The organism is Duganella sp. GW822-FHT06D06 (assembly GCF_058799615.1).
In genome coordinates this window covers 544541-571425 of record NZ_JBXALQ010000003.1, presented here as the reverse complement: position 1 = coordinate 571425, position 26885 = coordinate 544541, and the positions used below count along the sequence as shown (strand labels likewise).

The following is a 26885-nucleotide window of genomic DNA, read 5'->3' as shown; positions in this document are numbered from 1 at the left end:
CAATCTATCCAGTACCGAAGGTCTGGTCCATGGCCGTCCTGTCGTAATCAAGCAGCCAAGCATTGTGTTTCTCATATAGTGCTTTTAAAGGCGTAGAAATCCGACAAATAACATCCAGCCCTCGGTCATCGTACGGGTGGATGAGAATTCCCTTCTCTGGGTTGACCAGATAAATTAAACAATGCGGATTTGGATGAATTCGTCTGAAGTCCGTAGCAAGTGCACACCAAAGTAAGTTTTGTAGCTTTGATGCGGGCACTTCAAATGCACAGTTAACCCAATACCCTTCGCCCCAATCATCATCCTCGTTGGCCTCGACCCAAACGTCTCGAAGCGTTGGGATAGCAATTCCTGCTATGTCGAGCTCACGAAGGGACTCCCTAAGCCCGAAGCGTGTAGAGGACACAAAGCGCTGCATGTGAACGACAAAATTACCTTGCCCTAAGGCATCCTCGCAAATTGCTACCGATTTGCGCAAGGCTGTAAGGACTTGGTCGAACGGGCTGCCGCCCTCGGATAATTCGAACCGAAGGCCGCCGGGAAAGTTGTAGAACAATGCATGCCGGTAGTTACCCGTCTCGGTCAATTCACGAACTATCTCTTTAAACCTCATTATGACCTTTGTACAGAAATAAATATGGGCACATTTCAGCTACAATTCTCGCCGATGGCCGCTATTGGCCGAACTCGGCCGACGGCGTTCAGGATAGCAGCTTGCATACCTGTAAAACTCACGAATTCCCACTTCAGGCTGAAGCCGCCCCGATGCAGACGCACGACTGAGGTCTCGGCAGCAGATCATTTGTTGACCGGTACTGGGCGGCACAACGCCTTACTTTACGGTTGCTGTTTTTTCGACTCTTCGTAGCAGGCTGATGCATTACTACTGATGTCCTCAAGAGACATGTAGCTGAGAGACTCGGTATCGAACGCATTGGCGCCAAACTCTGATATCAGTACCGAGGCAATTTGAAATACGGAAGCGCATTCTAAAAAATGTCCACCGAATTCAAGAGAAATCACGGACTTACCAGCATCTGTTGCAAGCTTGGCTTCCGGATAGTCCGATAGCAGCTCGTTGTACGTTAGCTGAGTAACGTAAAAGCCGGTCCTCTTTGCCTCATAATCGAGCGGCAAGAACCCTTTGTGTTTTTGTAGTTCATGAGCATGTGAGAGTTGAATTGGAATACTGTGGCGAACTAACGCGGCCTGCAAGCTGTCCGTCGAGGGTGGAGCTGTTAGCGCAAAGACAAGTATCAATTCAAGCGACATATAATCAATCGAAAGTTTGTGGGATGGCTAGCTCACACGGTCAGCACGGTCAGAGGCTGTTCCGGCAACGTGCCATTTGGCGGGCTGCCGGAATTGCCCCCATTCTGCACGAAGCGCGCGAATTTACTGGCTAGATCTAAGCACTCTTGGAACGCCTCTCAAAAAGTATCCCAGTCTATAAACTTCCTATAAATTTCTTCGTCTGGGGTTTCGATAAAGGATTCAATTTCGGCCATTGCCAACCGGAACGCATCAGTACCTTTCGCCGACTCACCCATCTGGGGATCCACATAAAGCGCATCGAGGTGTTCGGCCAGGGAGGCGGCACAAAGACATTGGACGGCAAAGTCAACGGTGGTGCGGCCGCTGGCCGTGCTAAAACCAAAGCCATCTTCATCTGTCCAGAATTCAAAATACGCGGACGCGGGCTCTTTGACGTCTTGTCGCGTTAGGCTGGCAGGAGAGGACAGCACCTTGATAATCAATACCCCTGACTTGCACTCGGATAAGAAATTCGGTGGGAACTCAACTGCAATGCCACGTTTAGCTAAGGCCGGTACCCAAATCGCAGGCAAGTCGGTGGGACGTACACTGGTTTGAACTTCGAGTGAAAACGCCATCTGTGTTCCTAAATAAGACTGTTAATAAATGGTCAGTGGTCAGGGTCAGTTCCGGCAAAGTGCCATTTGGTGGGTTGCTGAAAGTGACCCCGACCGCACATGCTATCAGAAGCACATTAATTTCCGAGATACTTCGCGGCCAGCGCAGGAAGCAGCTGGGGTAATTCCGATTCGAGCCATTCATTTCCAGCTGTAACGGCATATTCCACTTTGAAGTCGCGGTCCAACTCCCCAGCTCCTTTTGCTCCAAACGCCTTGAGGGCGGCATATCCAAATGCCTCGAGCTCAAAATAGTCACGACGCGCAACCGATACCAGCGAATCTGGGTTCGCAACGGCTCTCTTAAAAATCTCCTCACCTTCGGAAATGAGCCAGTCACGAAAATATTTGAATCCATCGTCGGAGCAACCACCATTCATGAGGTACGCCGCGCCCCACAGATTCCAGCTATTGGCTTCGAGAAGGAGCGCTTCGTACCGTTGCTGGAAGCCCTGAATTTCCTCGGGTTTGAGCGAATACAGGTGTTTTTCTAGAACTGCCGGCCGGGACTCAATACTGGTGCCGGCTTCATTTTTTACGGCGTTAATTAGTTGCCAAAATTTCTTTTCGTTCATAAGTATCGGGGCTGCAAGAATTGGTGACATTGGACCACTCATTGCAAGAAAACTGATGGTAAGAAGGATGGAGCGACGTTGAAGGAACATGGTTGTTAGTGACGGTGAAATCTACTCGCGCATAGCGGTCGCGAGCGGCCGGGACAGTCCCGGCAGTGTGCTCATTCCCCTGCATATTCTATTGCGGAACTACCGAGATATGCATTAAAAGTTTGTTTGTGGAAAGTTGATTGGTAGCTGATTCGGGAGTGAAATTTCCGGGTTCAATCGATACAATCCACAAGGGTTTTAAACTGGAATTTTCAGTGCAACGAAGCGTACCAACGGCCCCTTTGCTGGCTGCCGTCGCATAGGCCATCAGCAACTTATTTCGATCCACTGTACGTTCCTCGCGTGAGTTGAATTCAGTGGCAATCGGTAACGGCGTTCCGTTGATAGGGTTTCTGGTCGATGGTTTAACAACGTCGAGCACACCGTTTTTGACCTGGCAGTAAAATTCCAAATCCGTTTTAGGCCGGTAGAGTTCCTTGCTGTTGATGTCGTTGAAATACGCGAGATACTCTCCAGAACCGGATACATTTCCCGGAGCCCTGACGGGGAAACTAGTTTTAATAAACTCAGCAATAGACTGATTCTTGATTTTGGCAATTTTTACTTCAGCGCTAACAGACGAGCAGGCCGCGATTCCCAACGCCAGAGAAATTAGCGGAAGCAAAATCAAGATGTGGGATATTTTTTTCACACTATTCCTTTGTGCGTTGTCAGGCCGAGCAGTTCAGCATCCACTGCACACCAAACTGGTCGGTCAGTTTGCCGTAGTAGTCGCCCCAAACCTGCGTGTCCAGAGGCGTAGTGACCACGCCGTTTTCCGCCAACTTGTCAAAAAGCTGTTTCGTCAGCTGGCGGTCGGTCATCTGCAAGATATGGGCGGAACCCCGCATCGGTTCCGCATCGTCATTGTCGGATGCGAAGAACAAGACGCCTGGCCCCTCAAATCTTGCATGCATGATTTTGCCGCGCATGGATTCATTGCGAACCGGCATGCCATCGACACCGAATCGCAGCACGTCGGTGATCCGACCCAGCCCGCACCGGGTATAAAACTCCAGTGCTTGCTCGCAAGTCGTTGTAAAGAAAAGGTAATTGGATAATTGCATCAAACCATCCTGACAGATAGGCGGGGATGCTTAGAATACCATCTTGTTAATCTGGAAAGTACGCGAATTCTCACGCGCCGACATCGATCATTTCTGTTCGATGGCGGACTTGATGTCGTTCAGGTCTTGCAGCAGGGCTTTTTTCGCCACGCCTTTGAACAGCAGCCCCATTGGGATAACCATCAGCCTGGTGCCGAGGGTCTGAGGCTGGGAATCGTGAACGCTGGTCAAGGTAATGCCGCCGGCGCCCTCGGAAATGCTGGTGGTGGAAAGGAAGATGAATCCATCGCTTTCTGCCCTGGTCTTGTAGAACTCGTTTTCAGCGGCGTCGGTGATCCATTTGTCCGCCGTTGCCGGTTTGCCGAACAACATGCGGGTCTCGCGCCACTTCAGTCCCACGAGTCCGGATGCCGGCCGGGCGAGAATCTCGATGTTCTCGATGCCGCTAATGGTCCTCGCGGCGTTTTCGACATCGGTGATCGCGGCCCAGACCGCGGCCTTCGAGCCGTTGATGCTGACCTGTACTTCAACGAGCATGGTATTCCTCCCAAATTACACCGGCTCGGCGTGCTCCACCATCAGTTGCACCTTGGTGACGCCGTTGTACTCGTTGGCGTCGAGCCGGAAGGCGACCTTGGCGCGCTCGCCCAGCGAATCGACGTGGCCGAACCAGATGGCGTCGTAGCGGGCGCCGTTCTTTTCCAGCAGCAGCTTGAGGTGGCGCTCCTTCAAGATGCGCTGGCTCACCACGCGAAACTCGTCGCAGAACACCGGTGGCGCGAAGCCCTGGCCCCACACCTGGCCGTCCATCAGCTCAATGAAAGCGGTGGTGTAGTAGGCGTCCTCCAACGGGCCGTCGGTTTCGATCACGCGCTCCAGCTGCTGCTTGCTCAACCACGCGCGGCCCACTTCCTCAAAGGCGGCGGCGAAGGCGTCGAAGGCGTCGGCGCGCAGCGTCAGGCCGGCCGCCATCGCGTGGCCGCCGAACTTGTCGATCAGCGTAGGCGCCTTCTTGTACACCAGGTCCAGCGCGTCGCGCAGGTGGAAGCCGGGGATGGAACGGCCGGAGCCCTTGATCCAGCCGTCGGCGCCGGGCGCGAAGGTGATCGTCGGGCGGAAGAACTTTTCCTTCAGGCGCGAGGCGACGATGCCGATCACTCCCTGGTGCCACGATTCGTCGAACACGCAGATGGTGCTGCTGTTGGCCGGCTCGAACGCGTCCAGGTGCAGCAAGGCCGCGTCCTGCATCTCGGCTTCGATCTCGCGTCGTTTCAGGTTGATTTCGTTGAGCTGCTGCGCCAGTTGCCATGCGCGGCCTTCGTCGTCGGTGATCAGGCATTCGATCCCAAGCGACATGTCCTCCAGTCGTCCGGCCGCGTTCAGGCGCGGGCCCAGCGCGAAACCGAGGTCGAAGGGATTGGCGGTGCGCGGCTCGCGGCCGGCCACGCGGAACAGCGCGGCCACGCCGGCGTGCATGCGGCCGGCGCGCATGCGCTTCAGGCCTTGCGCCACCAGGATGCGATTGTTCGGATCGAGCCGCACCACGTCGGCCACGGTGCCCAGTGCGACCAGGTCGAGCAGATTGTCCAGCTTGGGCTGGGTCTGGGCGTCGAACACGCCGCGCTTGCGCAGCTCCGCGCGCAAGGCCAGCAGCACGTAGAACACCACGCCGACGCCGGCGATATGCTTGCTCGGGAAGCCGCATTCCGGCTGGTTGGGATTGACGATCACGCGCGCGGCCGGCAACGTGTCGGCCGGAAGGTGGTGATCGGTGACCACGACTTCGATGCCGCGCCGGTTGGCCTCGGCCACGCCGTCGATGCTGGCGATGCCGTTGTCGACGGTGATGATGATGTCCGGCTGCTTCTCGCGCGCCGTCAATTCGACGATCTCCGGCGTCAGGCCGTAGCCGTATTCGAAGCGGTTCGGCACGATGAAGTCGATGTTGGCGCCCATCGCGCGCATGCCGCGCAGCGCGACCGCGCAGGCGGTGGCGCCGTCGCAGTCGTAGTCGGCCACGATCACCATGCGCTTGCCGGCCGCGATCGAGTCGGCCAGGAACACGGCGGCGGCGCCGATGTGCAGCAGGCCCGAAGGCGGAATCATGGAGGCCAGCTCGCTCGACAACTCCTTGGCGTCGGTCAGGCCGCGCGAGGCGTACAGCCGCGCCAGTACAGGGTGGATGCCGCCCTGGCGCAGCATTTCGGATTCACGGAAAGGGCAGGGGCGGATGGCGATACGGGTCATGTCAGGCTTGCTTCAATAAGAGGTTCAGGTTCGGCTTGCGCCAGAATTTGCGCAGCGCCAGTTTGCTGGTGCCGACGGTGCTCCAGCCGTTGCGGTGGCTGAGCAGCAGCGTCAGGCGGCTGATGCGGCCATCCTGCAAGGCCGCCAGCAATGGCGCCAGCCATTCCTGCTCGATGCGTTGCATGCGCGCGATCCAGTCGGACCAGTCGCCGGTTTGCGCCGACGGTATCAACTCGGCCAGCATCACGGCGCCCGGCTGGGCGATCAGCTGTGCGGCGGTTGGCGCGCGCAGCGTGGGCGCGGCCAATGCCTGCATCCATTCCGGGCCGCCGGCGATCGCCAGCGGCTGCGGCGCGGCCTTCAGCGGACCGGCGCCGCCCCATAGCCAGAACGAATTCACCGCTTGCAGGCCGCGCGCCTGGCGCGCTTCGTTGACCGGGTGTTCGTGCCACTGCATCTGGATTTCATTTTGCAGCTTGCGGTAGGCGCGCGCGTGTTCGCCCTCGGGCATCCAGTCGCTCAGGTTTTGCGTGGTCGCGGCGTCGGGCGAGGCGGTGGCCATGCCGGACCACTCGTCGGCCCGCGCAAACCACAGGCCGGGCGCGGCGTGCAGCAGGGTCTTGCCTTGTTCCTCGAAGCAGGGGCGGGCCAGCTCGTAGAGCGCGCGCGATTCCGCCTCGTTCAAATGCAGCGCGCGTGGATCGGACAGCAGCAGGTGGGTGCGCGACAGCTGGATATGCGCCGGCTGCACGATAAACCAGTGGCCATGCCCGGCCGCAGCTTGCAAACCGCAGCCGTGCATGACGGCGGTGGCTACCGGCGCGCCGGTGTCGGGACGGTCGGGCGCGGACGCCAGGCCCAGCGTGTGGGCCAGCCATGCTTCATGCGGCAGTACCCGGCTGTCGTTGTCATAGATGTTGTGTTGATAGTGTTTATTGCGAGACAACAACGTCGCCAAAGCTGGGGTTTTCAAGGCGCGCAACAGATCGGGCGCCATCTCCGGCGGAGGCAATGCGTAGGGCAGGGCAAGGGTGATTTCAGTCATGCCGAGATTGTAGGGCATAGCGGCTGGCGATGGGGTATTGCTATACGGAACTTAAAAATGACAAAAAGAATCGGAAAAGTAGAAAATAACAATTATCAAAAGGAAATATTTGCTATAATTGCGACAACTTACATGTACTGCCAGCATCATTTTAGTCCGGTGATGTCAGTTATCCCGCTTTTCCCAGCCGCCTTGGACCTAGTTTTCGTCATGAGCCGCGCCGGTCAGTAATCCACTCTAAAACCACTTTTTGCAGGCTTATAAGAATGATTAAGTTCAAATACAACGGCGCGACGGTAGAGGTGTCGAAATGAGTACTATTTCGGTCAATAGCACGGTTCACGTCTGCGAGGACACCAATGCGACCTTTGATATGCGCGCCGTGCTGGCTGCCGCCGGCGTCACCACGACCGCCGGCCTGAACATCAGCACGATGGTGGTGAGGCTGCCGGACGGCACCACCTCGACCGCCAACACGCCGCTGTTCGGCCGCGTCGATGCCGACACCGTCTATGTCCACCCGGGCGACTGGAAGCCGAACTACAACGGCCAGTTCGCGACCATCGAGTTCATCGTCCAGGACGGCGAAGCCGGCCCACGCATTACGCTGAGCCTGCAAGTTGTGGTCGATCCCGTCAACGACGCGCCGACCGGCGCCGACAAGGTATTCGCGCTGAGCAACGGCGCGCCGATCACGCTGGCCCAGGCCGACTTCGGCTACGTCGACCAGGTCGAACACGACGCCTTCCAGTCCGTCATCATCACCTCGCTGCCGACCGCAGGCAAACTGATGCTCAACGGCGCGGCCGTGGCCATCAACACCGAAATCCCGGCCGCAGACATCGCCGCCGGCAAGCTGTCGTTCGAGCCCAGCCAGACCGCCGCCGGCAGCTTCGACATCGGCTTCAAGGTGCGCGACGCGGGCGGCATGGTCGGCTGCGGCGCCGCCGACACCAGCGTCACGCCCAACTACCTGACCTTCAAGGTGCCGCTGGCGCACCTGGGCGACCGCGTGTGGGAAGACGGCAACGGCAACGGCGTGCAGGATGCGGGCGAACAGGGCGTGGACGGCGCGGTCGTCACGCTCAAGGACAGCAGCGGCCACGTGGTCAACTCGGTCTCCACCCATGACGGCGGCCAGTACAGCTTCACCGTCGATCCGGGCACTTACACCGTGTCGGTGGCGCCGCCTGCGGGCTACGCATTCACCGCCGCCGGCAAGGGCGGCAATGGCGCGCTGGACAGCGATGTCGGCAGCGATGGCAATGCCAGCGTCACGCTCGGCGCGGGCGAGGTCAGGCTGGACGTCGACGCCGGCATCTACCGCCCGGCCTCGCTGAGCGAAATCGTGTGGATCGACGCCAACCGCGACGGCCGCCTGAACAACGGCGAAGTTGGCGCGGCCGGCGTCAAAGTCATCTTGCTGGACGCCGGCGGCAACCCGGTGACGGGCGCCTCCGCCGTCACCGACGCCAACGGCCACTACCAGTTCAACGACCTGGCGCCAGGCGTCTACAGCGTGCAGTTCGATAAAACGACGCTGCCTGCCGGCTACAACTTCACCTCCGCCGCACAGGGTGGCCCCGGCGGCGCGGGCTCCGACGCCGACACCGGCACCGGCAAGACCGCACAAGTCACGCTGGCCTCGGGCGACAACCTGACCCTGCGCGCCGGCCTGACCGTGCAGCAAGCCACGCTGGGCGACCGCGTGTGGGAAGACAGCAATGCCAACGGCGTGCAGGACAGCGGCGAAAACGGCATCGACGGCGTCACGGTGGATCTGAAAGACAGCCTGGGCAACGTGGTCAACAGCACCGTCACCCACGACGGCGGCCAGTACAGCTTCACCGTCGATCCTGGCACCTACTCGATCGCCGTCACCGCGCCTGCCGGCTACGTCAGCAGCGCGAGCAAGCAGGGCGGCAACACCGCCACCGACAGCGACATCAACGCCGCAGGCCAGAGCGGCAACGTGACGCTGACGGCCGGCCAGAGCAACACCACGGTGGATGCCGGCCTGTACAAGCTCGCCGAACTGGGCGACACCGTCTGGAACGACGCCAACCGCAACGGCGTGCAGGACGCCAATGAAACCGGCCGTTCCGGCGTCAAGGTCACACTGCTGGACGCCACCGGCGCCGCGGTAGCCACCGCCACCACCGACGTCGACGGTCACTACCTGTTCAACAACCTGAAGCCGGGCACTTACAGCGTACAGTTCGACAAAGCCACGCTGGGCACCGGCTATGTGTTCAGCAGCGCGCACAGCGGCAGCGACGGCGCCGTCGATTCCGACGCCAGCGTCACCACCGGCCAGACCCAGCAAGTCACGCTGACCTCGGGCGCGGTCAATCATGACCTGGATGCGGGCGTCTCCGCCTTGCAGGCCACCATCGGCGACCGCGTGTGGGAAGACAAGAACGGCAACGGCGTGCAGGATGCGGGCGAGACCGGCATCTTCGGCGTCAAGGTCGATCTGAAGGACGAACAGGGCAACATCGTCCAGACCACCAGCACCGGCGCCGACGGCAAGTACAGCTTCACCGTGGACGCCGGCAAGTACGCGATCTCGGTCACCGCGCCAACCGGCATGACCGCCACCGGCCAGCACGCCGGCAGCAACGGGGCGGTTGACAGCGATGTCGACGCCGCCGGCCAGGGCGACCTGATCACCGTGGCGCCGGGCCAGACCAACAACGACGTCGACGCCGGCTTCTACCAGGGCGCGACGCTGGGCGACCGCGTCTGGTACGACGTCAACAAGAACGGCGCGCAGGACACCAGCGAAACCGGCGTGGCCGGCGTCAAGGTCATCCTGCTGGACCAGGCCGGCAATCCGACCGGCACCACCGCGACCACCGACGCCGACGGCAACTACAGCTTCACCAACCTGAAGCCGGGCACCTACAGCGTGCAGTTCGACAAGGCTACGCTGCCGGCCAACTACAGCTTCACGGCGGCCGACCAGGGCGCCAACGACGTCAAGGATTCCGACGCCAACGTCAGCACCGGCAAGACCGCGCAAGTGGTGCTGGCCTCGGGCGCCGTCAACAACGACCTGGACGCCGGCCTGCTGGCGGCCCCGGCCAAATTGGGCGACACCGTCTGGGAAGACAAGAACGCCAACGGCGTGCAGGACAGCGGCGAAGCCGGCCTGTGCGGCGTCAGCGTGCAGCTGAAGGACAGCGCCGGCAAAGTGGTGGCCACCACCTCCACCGACAGCGCAGGCCACTACAGCTTCAGCGCCGCCCCCGGCAGCTACACGGTGTCGGTCACGGCGCCGTCGGGTTACCTTTTCACCGGCAAGGACGTGGGCAGCAACGACGCCAAGGACAGCGATTTCGCCAGCGATGGCGTCAGCAATGTCGTCAAGCTGGCCGCGGGCGAAACCAACAACACCATCGACGCCGGCCTGTACAAGGCCGCCAGCATCGGCGACACCGTCTGGGAAGACGTCAACTATAACGGCGTCAAGAACAGCGGCGAGAAGGGCGTCGACGGCGTCACCGTCAGGCTGTACGACACGGCCGGCACGCTCAAGGGCACCACCGTCACCCACGACGGCGGCCAGTACCTGTTCAACGGCCTCGCCGCCGGTTCGTACAAGGTCGAAGTCACCAAAGGCAGCGGCTGGTACTTCACCAAGTCCGGCATGGGCACCGACGCCAACGATTCCGACATCACCAGCGTCAGCGGCAACACCGGCAGCACCGGCGCCATCACGGTGGCGGCCGGCCAGAACATCACCACCGAAGATGCCGGCATCTATCGCAAGGCCAGCATCGGCGACAAAGTGTGGCGCGACGCCAACCACAACGGCATCCAGGGTGTCGGCGAAGAAGGCATCGGCGGCATCAGCGTGGCGCTGTACGACGCCGCCACCAACAAACAGGTGGGCACGACGATCAAGACAGATGCCAGCGGCAACTACAAGTTCAGCGACCTGAATCCGGGCAACTACTACCTGGTGTTCGACAAGACCAACGTCAGCGCGCACTTCTCGTCGGACAACCGCACCTACAACATGAGCAACTGGAAGTGGGGCGTGAAGAACACCGGCACCAACGACGCCATCGATTCGGACGTGAACGGCGACGGCAAGGCGTACACCAACGTCACCCGTACCGACACGATCACGCTGACCTCGGGCAAGAACGACATGAGCTGGGATGCCACCATCACGCCGATCGCGATCGACCTGAACGGCGACGGCATCCACACCATCGCCCGCGGCGCGATGCAGGGCAGTTTCGATTTGCTGGGCACCGGCAAGACGATCCAGTCCGGCTGGCTGTCGGGCAGCGACGGCTTCCTGGCCATCGACGGCAACGGCAACGGCAAGATCGACAGCATCAACGAGCTGTTCGGCGGCGTCAGCAAGGGTTCGGGCTTCGCCAAGCTGGAAACCTATGACAGCAACCACGACGGCCTGGTCGACGCCAACGACGCCCAGTTCGCCAGCCTGCTGGTGTGGCAGGACAAGAACAGCGACGGCAAGACCGATGCCGGCGAGTTGTTGTCGCTGAAGGACGCCGGCGTGGCCAGCCTGAAGGTGGCCTACACCGAACTGCCGTTCGTCGACGCCAACAACAACCTGCACCTGGAGCGCAGCAGTGTTGTCATGAGCGACGGCAAGACGGCCGACATGACCGACGTGTATTTCGACGTCGCCAGGGAAGACGCGGCGGCAGCCGGCGTGGTCGCACCGACCATCGCCGACCTGATCGGCGCCGAACCGGCGGCGACGCTGGTGGGCCAGTGCCCGGTAGCACACGCATAAACTTTCGATAGCCACTTTTAAAAAAGAGAATTCATAATGACCATCAAATTCAACACCGTAGTCAAAGCCGCCGCCGTTGCAGCCGCGCTGGCGTTTTCCAGCGTCAGTCAGGCCGCGACCACCGTGTCGCCAAAGTCCTCGTTCGAGTTCGTGAACTTCGGCGCTTCCTTCTACGACAAAGGCTTTTCCATCACCGTCAGCCCTTGGACCCTGAGCGGCGACGTCAACACCCTGGCTTTCTGCATCGACCCGGCCACGCCAGCCAATTTCCACGTCAGCTACGGCGGCGCCAACGTCGTGCCGCAGAGCGCCATCATCGGCCTGTATGAAACCTCGTACAGCAAGGTGCTGAACAACGGCGTCTACGACGCCGGCAATGCCGCAGCCTTCCAGATGGCACTGTGGGAAGTGTTGGACGACAAAAACTTCGGCTCCGGCTCGCTGATACTGCCGACCACCGGCGGTGTACTGCCAGGCAACAACCAGGTCGCCGCCATCGCGCACAGCATGCTGAGCGATGCGCTGGGCTACGCCGGCCATGGCGGCAGCTACGCCTACACCGAATACACCGCCGCCGGCTCGCAAACGCTGCTGGGCGTTTCGGCCGTGCCGGAAGCCGACAGCTGGGCCATGATGGCGGCCGGCCTGGGGCTGCTGGGTCTGGTCGCCCGCCGCAAATCGGGCAAGAGCACCGCCAAGGCCTGATTTGCAGGGCAGGGTACGGTGTTTCGCCCATGAAATCCTATTTATATGGCACACTGCGGGCTCACCAATGTTGATACCCTTTGGAGCTCATGAGCATTATCCAGAACCTGCCCTTTGAATGGCTGGTCGGCCTGCGTTACACGCGGGCCGGCAAGCGCAGCGGACGCAATAGTTTTATCTCCTTTATCTCGCTCATTTCCATGGCCGGCATCGGCCTGGGCGTGGCCGCGCTGATCGTCGTGCTGTCCGTGATGAACGGCTTCCAGAAAGAAGTGACCGACCGCATGCTGTCGGTGCTGGCCCACGTCGAAATCTTCGACGCCCGCGGCTCGATGCCGGACTGGCACGCCGCCGCCGCCGAAGCGCGCAAGAATCCCGAAGTGATCGGCGCCGCGCCGTTCGCCGAAACCCAGGGCATGCTGGTGCGCGACGACGTGCTGCGTCCGGCCATCATCCGCGGCGTATTGCCGGAACAGGAACCCAACGTCTCCGACGTCGCCAAACAGACCAAACGCGGCAACTTCAACGCGCTGCAACCGGGCAGCTACAACATCGTGCTGGGCATCGAGCTGGCGCGCGCGCTGCGCGTCAACCTCGGCGAGAAGGTCACGCTGGCGCTGGCCCAAGGCCAGCCGACACCGGCCGGCGTGCTGCCGCGTCTGCGTTCGTTCACCGTGGTCGGCATCTTTGAAGCGGGCCACAACGAGTTCGACTCGGCGCTGGCCTTCGTCCATCTGACCGACGCCGAAAAACTGCTGCGCATGGACGCGCCGGCCGGCCTGCGCCTGCGCCTGTCGGACATGCACCGTGCGCCGCAAGTGGCGCAAGACCTGAAGGCCAGCATGTCGGGCGACCTGATCATGCGCGACTGGTCCAAGCTGAACGCCAATTGGTTCGCCGCCGTACAGACCGAGAAGCGCATGATGTTCATCATCCTGACCCTGATCATCGCCGTGGCCGCCTTCAACCTGGTGTCGACGCTGGTGATGACCGTCACCGAGAAACAGGCCGACATCGCCATCCTGCGCACGCTGGGCGCTTCGCCGCGTTCGATCATGAAGATCTTCATGATCCAGGGCGCGCTGGTCGGCATCCTCGGCACCGCGATCGGCGTGGCGGGGGGCGTGCTGGTGGCGCTCAACATCGACGTCATCGTGCCGTTTATCGAACATTTATTGGGAGTACAGTTTTTGTCGAAGGATATCTACTACATCAGCAGCGTGCCGTCCGACCTGCGTTGGCCGGACGTGTGCAAGATCGGCGGCGTGGCCGTGGTGCTGGCCTTCGTGGCGACCTTGTACCCAAGCTGGTGGGCCGCCCGCGTAAAACCTGCGGAGGCACTGCGCTATGAGTAATCTCGAACCCGTGGTCCTTTCCTGCCGCAACCTGGGCAAAACCTTCACGCAGGGCGACTACTCGGTGCAGGTGCTGAACGGCATCGACATCGACGTGCGGCGCGGCGAACGCGTGGCCATCGTCGGCGCCTCCGGCTCCGGCAAATCGACCTTGCTGCACCTGCTGGGCGGCCTCGATACACCGACCAAAGGCAGCGTCACCCTGCTGGGCAAGGACTTCGCCAGCCTGAACGAAACCGAGCGCGGCGACCTGCGCAACGCTTCGCTGGGCTTTGTCTACCAGTTCCACCACCTGCTGCCGGAATTCAGCGCGCTCGATAACGTGGCGATGCCGCTGATGATACGCCGCGTCAAGCGCAGCGAGGCCAGCAGCGCGGCGCAGCAAATCCTCACCCGCGTCAACCTGGCCAAGCGCGTCACGCACGTGCCGGGCGAGCTGTCCGGCGGCGAACGTCAGCGCGTGGCGCTGGCGCGGGCGCTGGTCACGCAGCCGGCCTGCGTGCTGGCCGACGAACCGACCGGCAACCTCGATCACGCCACCGCGCAGCAGATCTTTGATTTGATGCTGGAGCTGTCGCGCACTCTGGGCACGGCCTTCATCATCGTCACCCACGATATCGAGCTGGCGCGCCGCTGCGACCGCGTGCTGCGCCTGACCGACGAAGGCCTGCACCCCTACCAGGACTGACGCCATGTGGATCGACACCCACTGCCACCTCGACGCCCACGAATTCGGCGGCGAGTCGGCCGCGCAGGCGGCGCTGGCGCGGCGGCAGGGCGTGTCGATGATCGTGATCCCGGCGGTGGAGACGGCCAACTTCCCGCTGGTGGCGCAACTGGCCGCCAGCGTGGACAACGCCTGCTACGCGCTGGGCATCCACCCGATCTACGTTCCGCACGCCGACGAGGACGACCTGCGCGTGCTGCGCGAGCAGGTCGCCGCCGCCATGGCCGACGCTCGCTTCGTCGCGCTCGGCGAGATCGGCCTGGATTTCTTCATCCCCATGTTGACCGAGCCGGCGATGCGCGAGAAGCAGATCTTCTTCTTCCGCGAACAGCTCAAGATCGCCCGCGATTTCGAGCTGCCGGTGCTGATGCACGTGCGCCGCTCGCAGGACGTGGTGCTCAAGCATGTGCGCCAGATCCGTCCCGCCGGCGGCATCGCGCATGCCTTCAACGGCAGCTTCCAGCAGGCGCAGGGCTACATCGAGCTGGGCTTCAAGCTGGGCTTCGGCGGCGCCATGACCTTTACGCGCGCGCTGCAGATCCGCCGCATGGCGGCCGAGCTGCCGCTGGAATCCATCGTGCTGGAGACCGACGCGCCGGATATTTCCCCCAGCTGGATCCACCCCGGCCGCAACAGTCCCGATCAAATCCCCCGCATTGGCGCGGTGCTGGCCGAGTTGCGCAACATCCCCCTGCAAGCGGTGGCCGACGCCACCAGCGCCAATGCGCGCGCCGTGCTGCCGCGCATGCCGGCCGGAGTGCCAGGCGCACACGGTTAGATTTGGATAGATTTGACGCCCAGTCAATAGTGCATAATCTAAAACCTTAATATTTGCACAATCTATCTGAAAGTATAGTAATGAAAAACATCGTCCGTAGTACTTGCCTTGCAGCGCTGGTGATCGTTCCTGTTGCCGGTTTCGCCGAGACCAGCCAGGTGTCCGAGCGCCAGATCGACGTACCGAAGTGCGCGCAGCCGGCCGCCAAGGTCGTGTTCACCGAATTCAAGTGCAAGTCGGCCGATTGTTCGTCGGGTGCGGGCCAGCAGGATCCGCGCCAATACCGCTGGTGGGAACGCCGCGGCGATGTCGCCCAGCCGAGCTACACCGGCGTCGGCACCGGCATGACCGAAATGCTGGCCACCGCGCTGACCCAGACCGGCTGCTTCGACGTGCAGGAACGCGCGGAGATGGAAGAGATCAACAAGGAACTGGCGCTGATCGGCAAGAAGGTCGAAGCCGAAGCGGCCGACTTCATGATCACCGGTTCGATCACCTCGCTGGGCTTCGAGCAAAGCTCCACCGGCCTGGGCGGCCTGGGCTTCCTCAAAGGTCCGCTGGGCTTGCTGGCCGGCTCGGTCGACTTCAAGAAATCCAAGGTGCACATGAATATGGACATCCGCGTGGTGGACGTCAAGCGCGCCAAGATCATCGCCTCCAAGACTTTCCAGGCGAATAACGAAAAGAACGGTTTCGGCGTGTCGGCGCTGGGTTGGGGCGGCGGTGTCGGACTGGGCGGCAGCCACGCCAGCATCAGCGGCTCGCCGCTGGAAGAAGTGGCGCGCGACCTGCTGGTCAAGTCGACTTCCTTCCTGGCCGAGACCATCGCCGCCAAGAACATCACCGAGCACATCGCGGTCAAAGCGACCGACGTGTCGGTGAAGTAAGCGCGCGCGATAGTAGCGCAAGCGGACCGCTTGCGCGATTGAAAAGATAGCTGTGTTGTAATAATGCTTTATTTGACATGAAATATCGGCAATGATATCTTCTTTGCACCACTACCCGTGGTCATCGTTTGAACTTTAACTATCTGAAAAGGTTCTTAAAAATGAAAAAGCAAAATGAGACAAAGCTGTTCGCATTCAAGCTGGCTGAGAAGAAAGTCGTAGCCAAAGCCGACCCGCAATGGAAAGCCCGCGAAGGCGTGGCGCTGGCCGGTTGCTCGGGTCCTGACGCCCGTGCCGGGAAAAACGGTGGGCGAGACAACGGCATCTGGTGCTAAGCACCTGATCGCGGCGATGGCTGCATCCGGCATCCGCCGGGGCGGCCATCCGTCCCGCCGACAACCTACGCCATGACCAAAAAAGTCCTGATCGTCACCCACAGTGGCGACCTGCACGTCGACCTGCTGACTCCCATGCTGGCCGCGCGAGGCGGAATCTATTTCAGGATCGACCTCGACGCCTTTCCCCGCGATTACGAACTGATTCAATCCTTTCAACCGCATGGCTGTTACGGCGAAATCCGCCATCTGCCGTCGGGCGCCAGCATTGCAGTGGCCGAGGTCGGCGCGGTCTGGGCGCGCAAGTCGGCCGACTTCGCCTATCGCAGCGCGGACCTGGGCGCGCAGGAACTGGCCTATGCCAAGCTGGAAAGCGAACAGGCCTTGTTCGGCCTGCTGTACGGCCTGGACTGTTACTGGATCGGCCATCCGCTGACGATGCGCGGCGCCATGTGGAAAGGCGAGCAGTTGCAGCGCGCGCAACGCATGGGCTTTCTCATACCGGATACGCTGGTCACCAACTCCGCCGAACAGGTGCGCCGATTCCAACGGCAGCTGCAGGGCCAGATGATCTTCAAGGCCATGTCGACACCGTCGCTGGCGGCGGAGGAAGTGGACGCCGCCGATTGCGTCGCCGAAGGGCTGAGCACCACCGTGGTCGACGAGGACATGATGGACGCCATCGACGCGGTGGCCGAGCTGCCGTGCCAGTTCCAGGGCTACGTCGCCAAGCAGTACGAGCTGCGCGTGACCGTCATCGGCCGCCGCGTGTTCGCCGCCAAGATCCACAGCCAGGATGACAGCCGCACGGCGGTCGATTGCCGCGACATGTCGGCGACCATCCGCTACGAGCCGACCGTGCTGCCGCCGCATATCGAACGGCGCTGCCTGGCGCTGGTGGCCAGCTACGGCTTGAATTTCAGCGCGCTGGACCTGATCGTCACGCCGGATGACGAATACGTCTTCCTCGAAAATAATCCCGCCGGACAGTTCCTCTTCATCGAGCAACTGATCCCCGAATTCAATCTGCTGGAAACGCTGGCCTGCCAGCTGTTGCAGGAGGCAGCATGCCGCACGCACTGAACCAGCATCTGCCGGAAAAAATCAAACAGCTGGAGGCGCTGCGCGGCGGCCGCGTGCTGGTGATGGCGGCCGCTCAGCTGGATATGGAAATGCTGCCCGCGCTATCCCAGCAACTGCGCGCCATCGGCCGCGGCGAACGGCTGGACGTGGTGCTGCAATGCCGCGGCGGCATGGTCAACGCCGCCCGCCGCATCGCACTGCTGCTGCGCGAATACACGCAGCGTCTGAGTTTCATCGTGCCGTACTACTGCCAGTCGTCGGCCACGCTGTTGACGCTGGCCGCCGATGAAATCATCGCCGGTGAGCTGGCGATTTTCTCGCCCATCGATCCGCATTTGCAGGGCGACGCCGAAGGCGGCGAGGCGGGCGCCGTGTCGTCGCAGGACATCCGGCAGTTTGGCGAAATGTGCGCCGCCTGGTTCGGCGCGGATGCCGGGCAGGCGCGCACGGAAGCGTTGTCGCTGCTGAGCGCCAGCGTGTTCCCGCCCACGCTGACGGCGTTCTACCGCGCCACGCTGGAGCTGCGCCAGATCGGCGAAGAGCTGCTGCGGTATCAGCTGCCGCAGCGCGATGCCGACGCGCGCGGCAAGATCGTCGAGCACCTGATGTCCGCCTACCACTCGCACCATTACGCCATCACCGGCGAGGAATTGGCGTCGCTTGGCCTGCAAGTGCGGCGCGAACCCAAGGTCGAGGACCTGGCCTGGGAGATGTCGCTGCTGCTGCAAGCCCATATCGGCGGCGGCGCGCGGACTTCGGTCGAGGCGCCGGTGCAGGAAGCCTTGCTGGCCACGCGCGATGGCGTGACGGTACGCTACCGGCAAGCTGACGGGCTACTGCCGCGCTGGTCCGGCGTCGCATGAATGCGATAGCCACCGTGGCGGTGCTGGTGCGGCTGCTGGTCGGCGGCGTGTTCTTGCTGGCGGTGGTCGGCAAGCTGCGCGCGGCGGCGCGCTTCCGCGCCAACCTGACCGAGTCGATGGGAATGAGCGCCGGCGCCGGCGCGGTGCTGACGCCGGTCGTGATAGCGGCCGAGGCGGCGCTGGCGTTCATGCTGCTTGGCGATATGCAGGCGAGGGCCATCGCCATGCCCGCCGCGCTGGCCCTGCTGGTGGCTTTTACCGCGTGGGTCGGCTACAAATACGTCACCGCCGACAGCGTGCGTTGCAGCTGTTTCGGCGAGGCCGACCGGCCATTGTCGGCCTACGATTTGCTGCGCAACGCGCTGCTGATCGGTGCCATCGCCGGTTGGCTGTACTGGCCGGCCGCCGCGTTGCGGTGGACGTCGCCGCAATGGACGCTGGCGGCCGGCGTTGCGCTGTTGCTGGCGGCGGCCCTGGTCCGGCTGCATGAGGTGATCGTCTGGTTGCGCAATGCGCGTGCCGCGCAGCCGCTGCCAGTCGGCGAGACGGTGGCGGCGGTGATGGGCAAGAGGCTCCATGACGGCGCGCCGGTGATGCTGCCCGGCGTCGAGCAGCCGGTGGCGCTATTGTTCCTGTCCAGCCGCTGCCCGAGCTGTCGCGGCAAGCTGCCGGAGATCGCGCGGCTGCTGGCGCCGGCGACGGCGGCCGGTCTGAAAATCCATCTGGTCAGCGCCGAACCGGTGTGGCGGCTGCGGCGCTTCCTGGCCGACGAGGCGCTGCGCCGCATCACCGTGGTAGTCAGCGCGCGCCGCTATGCGCGCCTGAATCCACTGATGTTTGCTCCGTACTACCTGTTCATCGATGCCTCCGGCGATTTGCAGGCGGCAGGCCTGATCGGCGACGACGACTGGCTAAGCCTGAACGCGCAGATGGACGAAGTGGCTGTCGCATGAGCAATCCACACCTGCAACGACTGGCGCTGCTGCGCGTGTTTGCGCCGCGCCTGGCCATGGGCCTGCTGTTCATGACCGTGACGGTGCTGGTGGAATTGAGCTATCCAAGGGCGCTGTCGTACTTCATCGACCATATCGGATTGAAGAACGACAGCAGCTGGTTCGGCCCCTTCGCCGCCACGGTGACGGCCGTGCTGGCGCTGCAAGCGGTGGCGACGACGATGCGTTACTACCTGTTCGAATCGACCGGGCATATGATTGTCACGCGCATCCGCCGCCTGCTGTATGGCGCGTTGATACGGCAGCCGGTCGGCTTCTACGACAGGCATAACGTCGGCGAGCTGACCAGCCGGCTGTCGGCCGACGTCGAAATCCTGCACGACACGCTGACCATGGGGCTGGCCATTTCGCTGCGCTCGCTGTGCGTGCTGGCCGGCTGTGTGGTGATGCTGCTGTCGATCTCGCCGTTACTGAGCCTGATCCTGCTGTTCTACGTGCCGTTGACGCTGTATATGGGCGACTGGCTGGGCAAGCATGTGCGCCGGCGCTCGCGCGAGATCCAGCAGCGCCAGGCCGATTGCGGCAGCGTGGCGCACGAGTACTTCACCAATATCCGGCTGGTGCATGCGTTCAACCAGCAGCGCGCCGCCGGCGCCAAATATGCCGACGCCACCGCGCATGCGCTGACGGCGGCGATCGGCAATACGCGTTTGCTGGCGTCGTTTCGCGGCGTGTCGTCGTTCGCCATGTACCTGGCGTTGCTGGCGACCTTGTGGCTGGGCGCGACGCTGATCGGGCAGGGCAGGCTGTCGGTGGGGGAGCTGACCAGCTTTGTGATCTATGCCGGCATGGTGACCGGCTCGTCCGGAGCGGTCAGCGACTTCTGGAGCGACTGGATGCGCACCATCGGCGCCACCGAGCGGGTGTTCGAGATCATCGAGAGCGAAGGATCGGCCGACGCCCAGCCCACCGGCGTGCCGGCGCTGCGCGGCGGTCTGTCGTTCCGCGACGTGAGCTTTGTCTATCCGGAGCGGCCGGAGAAACGCGCGCTCGATGGCGTCAGTTTCAGCATTGCGGCGGGCGAGAATGTGGCGCTGGTGGGGGCGTCGGGGGCCGGCAAGTCCACCATCGCCAGCTTGATGTTGGGTTTCTACCGGCCGTCCAGCGGGACCATCGCCTTCGACGGCCTGCCGTACGAGCAGCTCGATGTCGCCGGTGTGCGCGCGCACATCGCCATCGTGGAGCAGGAGCCGTCGCTGTTCTCGGGTAGCATTTTGGAGAACATCGCCTTCGCGGTGCCGGACCGCGAGGTGACGCGGGCGGAAGTGGCCGATGCCGCCCGGCTGGCCAATGCGCATGAGTTTATCGAAGGCTTCCCGCATGGTTACGACACCTTGGTCGGCGAGCGCGGCGTGCAACTGTCCGGTGGGCAGAAGCAGCGCATCGCGATCGCCCGCGCCTTGCTGCGCAATCCGAAGATCCTGATCCTCGACGAAGCCACCAGCGCGCTCGATTCCGCCAGCGAGCTGCAAGTGCAGCAGGCGTTGGACAAGCTGATGGAAGGGCGCACCACCATCGTCATCGCCCATCGCTATTCGACCATCGTCAAGGCCGACCGCGCGCTGGTGCTGGAGCAGGGCGCCATCGTGCAACAGGGCGCGCACGCGGAGCTGATCCAGCAGCGCGGCGGCTTGTACTTCCACCTGATGCAGAATCAGTTGTCGGCCTATCGCACCGGATGATCTGTATCAATATGCGATCAGGTCGGCCGTGTCTGGGCGGCGGTACTGCGTAGTATCGGACTGTTGCGATACTTGAGGGGCGGCCGCCAGGCCGGACAAGGCGATGAGGGTGGTGACGATCGGCTTCGCCGCAGGGGCGGCGTGGCTGCAAACGCAGGCGGCGTTGCCTTCCGCGTCGGCCGGATTGGCGGCGGGCCTTGTGCTGGCGGCGTGGTTGCTGTCGTGGCGCGCCTGCTTGCGGTGGCTGGACCGTTTCGGCGCCCGCGCAAACGTGGCGCTGCGTTGCGCGATGTCGTTGCTGGCCGGCGGCGCGATCGGATTTTTATGGGCCGCGTGGATGGCCCACCGCGTTCTGGCGCCGCAGCTGGCCGCCGACGACGAAGGCCGCGACCTTACCTTGATCGGCACCATCGATAATCTGCCGTATCGCTTCGATCACGGCGTTCGTTTCAATTTCGCGGTGGAGCGCGTGCTGGGTCGCGCACAAGATGCCGTTCCGCCGCATATTTCGCTGGCCTGGTATACCGGATTTCGCGATCGGACTAATGAAATCGGCGACGTCCAACCGGGCGAGCGCTGGCAACTGACAGTGCGCCTGCAACGGCCTCACGGCAACGCCAATCCGTATGGCTTCGACTACGAAGCGTGGCTGCTGGAACAAGGCCTGCGCGCGACCGGCTATGTGCGGCCTGCGCCGAACAACCGGCGGCTGGACGGCTTTGTCTTCAGCGCCGGCAATGTGATCGAGCACACCCGGGCGCACCTGCGATCACGCATATTGGCCGCGCTACCTGGCAAGCAGTATGCCGGCGTGATCGTCGCGCTGGTGGTGGGCGACCAGCGCGGCATCGATCAGTCGGACTGGAACGTCTTCAACCGGACCGGCATCGGCCACCTCATTTCCATCTCCGGTTTGCACATCACCATGGTGGCGGGGTTGTTCGCGCTGGCCGCCTTCAATCTGTGGCGCTATTCGTTCTTCACGCGTGCGCAATTGCCCTTGCTGCTGCCGGCGCAGAAAGTGGCGGCGCTGGTTGGTGCGTCGGTGGCGCTGCTCTATGTGCTGCTGGCCGGCTTCGGCGTGCCGGCGCAGCGCACTTTGTACATGCTGATGGTGGTCGCCGCCGCGCTGTGGTTGAACCGCATCGCCAGCGTGTCGCATGTGCTTTGCTGCGCACTTGGCGTGGTGGTGCTGATCGATCCCTGGGCGGTGTTGTGGCCGGGCTTCTGGCTGTCGTTCGGTGCGGTCGCCATCATCCTGTATGCCACCGTCGGCCGCACCACGCGGCGGCCCGCGCCGCGCGACGATGACGCATCCAGCCCAGCGTTCCGCGAGCGGCTATGGCAGGCGTTGCGCATCGGCGCCCACACGCAATACGCGGTCACGTTTGGCCTGGTGCCGCTGACGATGCTGCTGTTCGCCCAGGTTTCGGTGGTCAGCCCGCTGGCGAACGCGGTGGCGATTCCTTTGATCAGCCTTGTGGTCACGCCGCTCGCGCTGGTCGGCAGCATGCTGCCCGCGTCGCTGGCGGCGCTGGTGCTGGGGCTTGCGCATCTGCTGGTGGAATGGCTGGCGGCCTGTCTGCAATGGTTCAGCGGTTTGCACTATGCCGTATGGAGCGCGCCGACGCCGCCGTTCTGGCTGTTCTGCTGGGCCATGGCCGGCACCATCTGGCTGCTTGCGCCGCGCGGCTGGCCGGTGCGCTGGCTGGGCTTGGCGAGCTGGATACCTCTGCTGGCCGCCGAACCAACGCATCCATCGCCAGGCCGCATGACCGTCACCGCCTTCGATGTGGGGCAGGGCATGGCGCTGCTGATCGAGACCAGCGGGCATCGTCTGCTGTACGACACCGGCCCCGCCTACTCCCCCACCTCCAATGCCGGCAACCGCGTGATCCTGCCGTACCTGAAGGCGCGCGGCATCGTGGCGTTGGACGGCATGGTCGTCACCCACAGCGATGCCGACCACTCCGGCGGCGCCCTGTCGGTACTGGACGGCGTGCGGGTGGATTGGGTGCTGTCCTCGCTGCCGCCTTTGCATGCTATCGCCAGGGCCGCGCGCCAGCACCAGCAGTGCGCGGCGGGCCAGCGCTGGGAGTGGGACGGCGTGCGCTTCGAGCTGCTGCATCCGCCGGCCACCAGCTACGCCGACGCCACGCTCAAGCCCAATGCGCGCGGCTGCACGCTGAAGATCACGGCCGGCGGCAAGTCGATACTGCTGACCGCCGACATCGAAGCCGCGCAGGAGGCCGCGCTGGTGCAACGCGACCCTGCCAGCTTGCGGGCCGACGTGCTGCTGGCGCCGCACCACGGCAGCGGCACCTCGTCCACGCCGGCATTCCTGCTGGCGGTACGTCCGCAGACCGTGCTGTTCCAGGTCGGTTATCGTAATCGCTATCGCCATCCCAAGCAGGAAGTCTACGAGCGCTACGGCCAACTGCACATCGAACGCCTGAGGACCGACCAGGCCGGCGCGCTGACGCTGGACTTTGGCGAAACCATCGCGATCAGCGCCTGGCGCCAGACCCACGCGCGCTACTGGTACGGACGTTAAATCTCGTTAATAAATTTTCAACTTACTATTTTTTGAAATGTTTCCAAGCGCGGGTGGGGTAAATTAGAGCCTTTCCCCCAAGCCTGAGCCGGTGCGTGCCATTACAATGGCTCGAAAACAATCACACGGAGACCGCTTGTGAACAAGCCCAAGCTGCATTTTGCCCACGCCAACAGTTACCCGGCGGGCGTGTACCGCCAGTACTTCGAGCTGCTGGCCGACGATTACGATATCCAGGCGCTCGACATGCACGGCCACAGCGCGCGCTACCCGGTCAGCGACGGCTGGCCTGAGCTGGTCGACGAATACATCAACGAACTCACCAAACGCTACGATGAACCGGTGATCCTGGTCGGCCACTCGCTGGGCGGCATGCTCAGCCTGATGGTGGCCCACGCCCGGCCGGACCTGGTGCGCTGCGTCGTCATGCTCGATGCGCCGGTGGTGGCCGGATGGCGCGCCTGGTTCTGGCGCCTGATCAAGATGAGCGGCAACGCCAACCGCGTGCCGCCGGCGAAATTCTCCATCCGCCGCCGCAATGTGTGGCCGGACGCGCAAGCCGCCTACCAGCATTTCGCCGGCAAGGACTTGTTCGCCGCTTGGGCGCCGGGCGTGCTGGCCGACTACATGGAAAGCGGGCTCAAGCCGCATCAGGAAGGCGTGCAGCTGCGCTTTACACGCGAAGTGGAAACCATGATCTACGCCAGCCTGCCGCACCATCTGCCCAAACTGGTGCGGGGCCGCTTCCCGGCGCCGATCGGCTTCATCGGCGGCACCGATTCCTGGGAAACCAGCCAGTCCGGCCTCGGCCACACCCAGGCGCTGGTGGGCAAGCATTTCCGCATTGTGCCCGGGGGACATTTGTTCCCGATGGAGGCGCCGGCGCTGGCGGCGCAGGCAACCCGCGAGATGATCGCCGGGCTGCTGAGCGAATCCGGTAAAAAAGTTCTTAAAAAGCAGGCTTTCGCGTAAAATCTTGGGCATTCGGCGCTGTTGCGCCGCCCCTGAACTTTAGGAATGCCTTGCGATGACGATTAAAAGCGATAAATGGATACGCCGTATGGCGGAGCAACATGGGATGATCGAGCCGTTCTTCCCGGACCAGGTGCGCCAGGAAGAAGGCCGCAAGGTCATCTCCTACGGCACGTCCTCCTACGGCTACGACATCCGTTGCGCCGATGAATTCAAGGTCTTCACCAACATCAACAGCACCATCGTCGATCCGAAGAACTTCGACTCGAACTCCTTCGTCGATATCAAGAGCGATGTCTGCATCATCCCGCCGAACTCGTTCGCACTGGCGCGCACCATGGAATACTTCCGCATTCCACGCAGCGTGCTGACGGTGTGCCTGGGCAAGTCGACCTATGCGCGTTGCGGCATCATCGTCAACGTGACGCCGTTCGAACCGGAATGGGAAGGCTATGTGACGCTGGAGTTCTCCAACACCACGCCGCTGCCGGCCAAGATCTACGCGCACGAAGGCTGCGCGCAGGTGCTGTTCTTCGAGAGCGACGAAGTGTGCGACGTGTCGTACAAGGACCGCAACGGCAAGTACCAGGGCCAGCACGGCGTGACCTTGCCTAAAGCCTAAGAACTAGTTCAAGTTTTCACCGGCAATATCATTTCCACGCACAGGCCGCCACCCGTCCGGTTGCTGGCCTTGATGCTGCCGCCGTAGGCTTCGATCACGTGCTGGGCGATCGCCAGCCCGAGGCCGTGGCCTTCGGTGCCGGCGCTGCTGGAGCGGAAGAAGGGTTGGAAGATGGTATCGAGGTCGGCCGGCGCCACGCCCGGTCCGCGGTCGAGCACGCGGATGCTCAGGCTGCGGGCGCCGGGCAGGGTGTGGGTTTGCAGCTGCACCACGCCGCCCTCGGGACTGTGCTTGATGGCGTTGCGCACCACGTTCTCGATGGCGCGGCCCAGCAGGTCGGCCTGGCCGGCGACCAGCACGTCGGCGTCGCCTTCCTGCACCACGCTGCGCTGCTGGCTGGTCGCTTCGTAGTTGGCGTCGTCGGCGATCTGGTCCAGCAGTTCGGCCATGCTGATTTCCTCCTGGCTGGCCTTGATGGCGCCCGCCTCCAGGCGCGCCAGCGTCAGTAATTCTCCCACCAGCTTATCCATGCGCACGCTCTCGCGTTCGATGCGCTCCAGCGAGGCCGCCAGTTTTTCCGGCTGCTGGTGCGCCAGGCCGATCGCCGCCTGCAAGCGCGCCAGCGGCGAACGCAGTTCGTGCGAGACGTCGTGCAGCAGGCGGGTCTGGCCGTCGATCAGGCTGCGCAGGCGCGCCGTCATGCGGTCGAAGTCGCGGCCGAGGTCGTTCAGTTCGGAGTTGCGCCTGCCTTTGCCGGTCGCGCCGAAACGCGGCGCCAGGTCGCCGCCGGCGGCGGCGTCGAAGGCCTGCCGCAGCGCGCGGATCGGGCGCGAAAAGTACCAGGCCAACAGCATTGAGAACAGCAGGCTGGCCAGCGTGGCGGCGGCGATCGGCACCCACAGGGTCAGCGGCTGGAAGCGCGGGCCGCGCATGTCGCCCGGCCCGCCTGGACCGCCGTAGCCACGGTCGTTGCCCGGAGGGGCGTCCGGCGGAGCGCCGACCCGGCTTGGGTCGAAGCCGGGCCTTGGACCCGGACCTGGGCCGGCGTCCGCTCCGGGGCCGGGGGCTGGGGCGGGGCCGTCGGGCTGACCCCTGCGTGGCGCCGCCGGTCCGCCTTGCAGCGCCATCTGGGTGCTGCCCAGCCCTGCCATCAGCGGACGGTCGAGGCTCATTCCGCGTGACGGTATAAATAATATGTATCGTTTCCCGTCCAGGTCGACGCCCTGGTGCACCACGCGGCGCTTGCCTTGCTGCTTGAGCAAGGCGCGCGATTCGCGCAGCATGGATGCGCTGATCGTGCGGCCCAGCAGTTCATGCCCCTGTTCATCGACTGCGAACACCTTGTGCCGTTCCATCCCCTCCAGCAAACGCCGCAGCGCCTTGACGCCGCCGAATTCCAGCGTGGCGGCGGCCGAGCTGATCGCCATTTCGGCGGGCGGGCTGGTGTCCAGGTCATTGGCCTGGTTGGCTTGCTGGTCGCGGTTCTTGAGCCAGACGGCGCCGCCGATGCCGACCGTGGCGGTCAGCTGGGCCAGCAGGATGCAGACGAAAAACTTCCAGAACAAACGGCCCAC

The 26885-nt window shown here is 63.0% G+C and carries 24 protein-coding genes; 14 read left to right on the top strand and 10 right to left on the bottom strand.

The genetic code is table 11. The features are described from left to right. Positions 1 to 4: 4 nt before the first annotated feature. From AC1RMD_RS08655 to AC1RMD_RS08615, 9 genes are all read right to left on the bottom strand, one after another. Positions 5 to 613: a DUF3885 domain-containing protein gene (locus AC1RMD_RS08655; protein WP_492925608.1), complete on the bottom strand. Its 609-nt coding sequence runs from the start codon at positions 611 to 613 to the stop codon at positions 5 to 7. 224 nt (positions 614 to 837) lie between these two features. Beyond that, a complete protein-coding gene (locus tag AC1RMD_RS08650; protein ID WP_492925606.1) occupies positions 838 to 1272 on the bottom strand; it encodes a hypothetical protein in 435 nt (144 codons plus the stop codon). 158 nt (positions 1273 to 1430) lie between these two features. Further along, a complete protein-coding gene (locus AC1RMD_RS08645; RefSeq protein ID WP_492925604.1) occupies positions 1431 to 1892 on the bottom strand; it encodes a hypothetical protein in 462 nt (153 codons plus the stop codon). A gap of 116 nt (positions 1893 to 2008) precedes the next feature. Next, a complete protein-coding gene (locus AC1RMD_RS08640; protein ID WP_492925602.1) occupies positions 2009 to 2506 on the bottom strand; it encodes a DUF4240 domain-containing protein in 498 nt (165 codons plus the stop codon). A gap of 178 nt (positions 2507 to 2684) precedes the next feature. Next, positions 2685 to 3248, bottom strand: a complete 564-nt coding sequence (locus AC1RMD_RS08635) for a hypothetical protein (protein WP_492925600.1) — start codon at positions 3246 to 3248, stop codon at positions 2685 to 2687. Positions 3249 to 3267: 19 nt separating this feature from the next. Next, the gene (locus AC1RMD_RS08630) at positions 3268 to 3663 is read right to left on the bottom strand and encodes a VOC family protein (RefSeq protein ID WP_492925598.1); all 396 of its coding nucleotides are present in this window, start codon (positions 3661 to 3663) and stop codon (positions 3268 to 3270) included. Between the two features lie 87 nt (positions 3664 to 3750). Further along, a complete protein-coding gene (locus AC1RMD_RS08625; protein ID WP_492925596.1) occupies positions 3751 to 4200 on the bottom strand; it encodes an SRPBCC family protein in 450 nt (149 codons plus the stop codon). A 15-nt stretch (positions 4201 to 4215) separates the two neighbouring features. Next, on the bottom strand, positions 4216 to 5910 hold the full coding sequence (recJ, locus tag AC1RMD_RS08620) for a single-stranded-DNA-specific exonuclease RecJ (RefSeq protein ID WP_492925594.1): 1695 nt from the start codon (positions 5908 to 5910) through the stop codon (positions 4216 to 4218). 1 nt (position 5911) lies between these two features. Further along, positions 5912 to 6955 carry a hypothetical protein gene (locus AC1RMD_RS08615; protein WP_492925592.1) on the bottom strand — a complete coding sequence of 348 codons (1044 nt, stop codon included), beginning with the start codon at positions 6953 to 6955 and terminating at the stop codon, positions 5912 to 5914. A gap of 310 nt (positions 6956 to 7265) precedes the next feature. Here AC1RMD_RS08615 and AC1RMD_RS08610 point away from each other — a divergent pair, with 310 nt between their 5' ends. The 14 genes from AC1RMD_RS08610 to dcd all read left to right on the top strand — a co-directional run bounded on the left by AC1RMD_RS08610 (position 7266) and on the right by dcd (position 25311). Continuing rightward, positions 7266 to 11735: an SdrD B-like domain-containing protein gene (locus AC1RMD_RS08610; protein WP_492925590.1), complete on the top strand. Its 4470-nt coding sequence runs from the start codon at positions 7266 to 7268 to the stop codon at positions 11733 to 11735. A gap of 36 nt (positions 11736 to 11771) precedes the next feature. Next, positions 11772 to 12440: a PEP-CTERM sorting domain-containing protein gene (locus AC1RMD_RS08605; protein ID WP_492925588.1), complete on the top strand. Its 669-nt coding sequence runs from the start codon at positions 11772 to 11774 to the stop codon at positions 12438 to 12440. Between the two features lie 89 nt (positions 12441 to 12529). Further along, on the top strand, positions 12530 to 13795 hold the full coding sequence (locus AC1RMD_RS08600) for a lipoprotein-releasing ABC transporter permease subunit (RefSeq protein ID WP_492925586.1): 1266 nt from the start codon (positions 12530 to 12532) through the stop codon (positions 13793 to 13795). Further along, positions 13788 to 14483: a lipoprotein-releasing ABC transporter ATP-binding protein LolD gene (lolD, locus tag AC1RMD_RS08595; protein ID WP_492925584.1), complete on the top strand. Its 696-nt coding sequence runs from the start codon at positions 13788 to 13790 to the stop codon at positions 14481 to 14483. Before AC1RMD_RS08600 ends, lolD begins: the two co-directional genes overlap by 8 nt. 4 nt (positions 14484 to 14487) lie before the next feature. After that, positions 14488 to 15300, top strand: coding sequence for a TatD family hydrolase (locus tag AC1RMD_RS08590; protein ID WP_492925582.1), 813 nt, complete (start codon positions 14488 to 14490; stop codon positions 15298 to 15300). A gap of 80 nt (positions 15301 to 15380) precedes the next feature. Then, positions 15381 to 16187 carry a CsgG/HfaB family protein gene (locus tag AC1RMD_RS08585; protein WP_492925580.1) on the top strand — a complete coding sequence of 269 codons (807 nt, stop codon included), beginning with the start codon at positions 15381 to 15383 and terminating at the stop codon, positions 16185 to 16187. A gap of 161 nt (positions 16188 to 16348) precedes the next feature. Beyond that, the gene (locus AC1RMD_RS08580) at positions 16349 to 16522 is read left to right on the top strand and encodes a hypothetical protein (RefSeq protein ID WP_332855795.1); all 174 of its coding nucleotides are present in this window, start codon (positions 16349 to 16351) and stop codon (positions 16520 to 16522) included. A gap of 72 nt (positions 16523 to 16594) precedes the next feature. Next, complete coding sequence (locus AC1RMD_RS08575) at positions 16595 to 17605, top strand: MvdC/MvdD family ATP grasp protein (RefSeq protein WP_492925577.1); 1011 nt, start codon at positions 16595 to 16597, stop codon at positions 17603 to 17605. Continuing rightward, a complete protein-coding gene (locus AC1RMD_RS08570; RefSeq protein ID WP_492925575.1) occupies positions 17590 to 18468 on the top strand; it encodes an SDH family Clp fold serine proteinase in 879 nt (292 codons plus the stop codon). Before AC1RMD_RS08575 ends, AC1RMD_RS08570 begins: the two co-directional genes overlap by 16 nt. Beyond that, a complete protein-coding gene (locus tag AC1RMD_RS08565) occupies positions 18465 to 19421 on the top strand; it encodes a MauE/DoxX family redox-associated membrane protein (protein WP_492925573.1) in 957 nt (318 codons plus the stop codon). The genes AC1RMD_RS08570 and AC1RMD_RS08565 overlap by 4 nt, the downstream gene beginning before the upstream one ends. Then, positions 19418 to 21163: an ABC transporter ATP-binding protein gene (locus AC1RMD_RS08560; protein WP_492925571.1), complete on the top strand. Its 1746-nt coding sequence runs from the start codon at positions 19418 to 19420 to the stop codon at positions 21161 to 21163. Before AC1RMD_RS08565 ends, AC1RMD_RS08560 begins: the two co-directional genes overlap by 4 nt. A gap of 103 nt (positions 21164 to 21266) precedes the next feature. Then, positions 21267 to 23717, top strand: coding sequence for a DNA internalization-related competence protein ComEC/Rec2 (locus AC1RMD_RS08555; protein WP_492925569.1), 2451 nt, complete (start codon positions 21267 to 21269; stop codon positions 23715 to 23717). Between the two features lie 138 nt (positions 23718 to 23855). Then, on the top strand, positions 23856 to 24689 hold the full coding sequence (locus AC1RMD_RS08550; RefSeq protein WP_492925567.1) for an alpha/beta fold hydrolase: 834 nt from the start codon (positions 23856 to 23858) through the stop codon (positions 24687 to 24689). A 55-nt stretch (positions 24690 to 24744) separates the two neighbouring features. Beyond that, entirely contained in the window at positions 24745 to 25311 is a 567-nt protein-coding gene (dcd, locus tag AC1RMD_RS08545; protein ID WP_116990878.1) for a dCTP deaminase, read from the top strand. Positions 25312 to 25319: 8 nt separating this feature from the next. Here dcd and AC1RMD_RS08540 read toward each other — a convergent pair whose 3' ends face one another. Further along, complete coding sequence (locus AC1RMD_RS08540) at positions 25320 to 26885, bottom strand: sensor histidine kinase (protein WP_492925564.1); 1566 nt, start codon at positions 26883 to 26885, stop codon at positions 25320 to 25322.

Excerpts from the sequence above, each read along its gene's own strand:
- AC1RMD_RS08605 (WP_492925588.1), top strand. The coding sequence starts at position 11,772 with ATGACCATCAAATTCAACACCGTAGTCAAAGCCGCCGCCGTTGCAGCC.
- AC1RMD_RS08650 (WP_492925606.1), bottom strand. The coding sequence starts at position 1,272 with ATGTCGCTTGAATTGATACTTGTCTTTGCGCTAACAGCTCCACCCTCG.
- AC1RMD_RS08645 (WP_492925604.1), bottom strand. The coding sequence starts at position 1,892 with ATGGCGTTTTCACTCGAAGTTCAAACCAGTGTACGTCCCACCGACTTG.
- AC1RMD_RS08585 (WP_492925580.1), top strand. The coding sequence starts at position 15,381 with ATGAAAAACATCGTCCGTAGTACTTGCCTTGCAGCGCTGGTGATCGTT.
- AC1RMD_RS08590 (WP_492925582.1), top strand. The coding sequence starts at position 14,488 with ATGTGGATCGACACCCACTGCCACCTCGACGCCCACGAATTCGGCGGC.
- AC1RMD_RS08600 (WP_492925586.1), top strand. The coding sequence starts at position 12,530 with ATGAGCATTATCCAGAACCTGCCCTTTGAATGGCTGGTCGGCCTGCGT.
- AC1RMD_RS08625 (WP_492925596.1), bottom strand. The coding sequence starts at position 4,200 with ATGCTCGTTGAAGTACAGGTCAGCATCAACGGCTCGAAGGCCGCGGTC.
- AC1RMD_RS08555 (WP_492925569.1), top strand. The coding sequence starts at position 21,267 with ATGAGGGTGGTGACGATCGGCTTCGCCGCAGGGGCGGCGTGGCTGCAA.
- AC1RMD_RS08580 (WP_332855795.1), top strand. The coding sequence starts at position 16,349 with ATGAAAAAGCAAAATGAGACAAAGCTGTTCGCATTCAAGCTGGCTGAG.
- AC1RMD_RS08640 (WP_492925602.1), bottom strand. The coding sequence starts at position 2,506 with ATGAACGAAAAGAAATTTTGGCAACTAATTAACGCCGTAAAAAATGAA.
- lolD (WP_492925584.1), top strand. The coding sequence starts at position 13,788 with ATGAGTAATCTCGAACCCGTGGTCCTTTCCTGCCGCAACCTGGGCAAA.
- dcd (WP_116990878.1), top strand. The coding sequence starts at position 24,745 with ATGACGATTAAAAGCGATAAATGGATACGCCGTATGGCGGAGCAACAT.
- AC1RMD_RS08610 (WP_492925590.1), top strand. The coding sequence starts at position 7,266 with ATGAGTACTATTTCGGTCAATAGCACGGTTCACGTCTGCGAGGACACC.
- AC1RMD_RS08565 (WP_492925573.1), top strand. The coding sequence starts at position 18,465 with ATGAATGCGATAGCCACCGTGGCGGTGCTGGTGCGGCTGCTGGTCGGC.
- AC1RMD_RS08575 (WP_492925577.1), top strand. The coding sequence starts at position 16,595 with ATGACCAAAAAAGTCCTGATCGTCACCCACAGTGGCGACCTGCACGTC.
- AC1RMD_RS08615 (WP_492925592.1), bottom strand. The coding sequence starts at position 6,955 with ATGACTGAAATCACCCTTGCCCTGCCCTACGCATTGCCTCCGCCGGAG.
- AC1RMD_RS08570 (WP_492925575.1), top strand. The coding sequence starts at position 17,590 with ATGCCGCACGCACTGAACCAGCATCTGCCGGAAAAAATCAAACAGCTG.
- recJ (WP_492925594.1), bottom strand. The coding sequence starts at position 5,910 with ATGACCCGTATCGCCATCCGCCCCTGCCCTTTCCGTGAATCCGAAATG.
- AC1RMD_RS08630 (WP_492925598.1), bottom strand. The coding sequence starts at position 3,663 with ATGCAATTATCCAATTACCTTTTCTTTACAACGACTTGCGAGCAAGCA.
- AC1RMD_RS08655 (WP_492925608.1), bottom strand. The coding sequence starts at position 613 with ATGAGGTTTAAAGAGATAGTTCGTGAATTGACCGAGACGGGTAACTAC.
- AC1RMD_RS08560 (WP_492925571.1), top strand. The coding sequence starts at position 19,418 with ATGAGCAATCCACACCTGCAACGACTGGCGCTGCTGCGCGTGTTTGCG.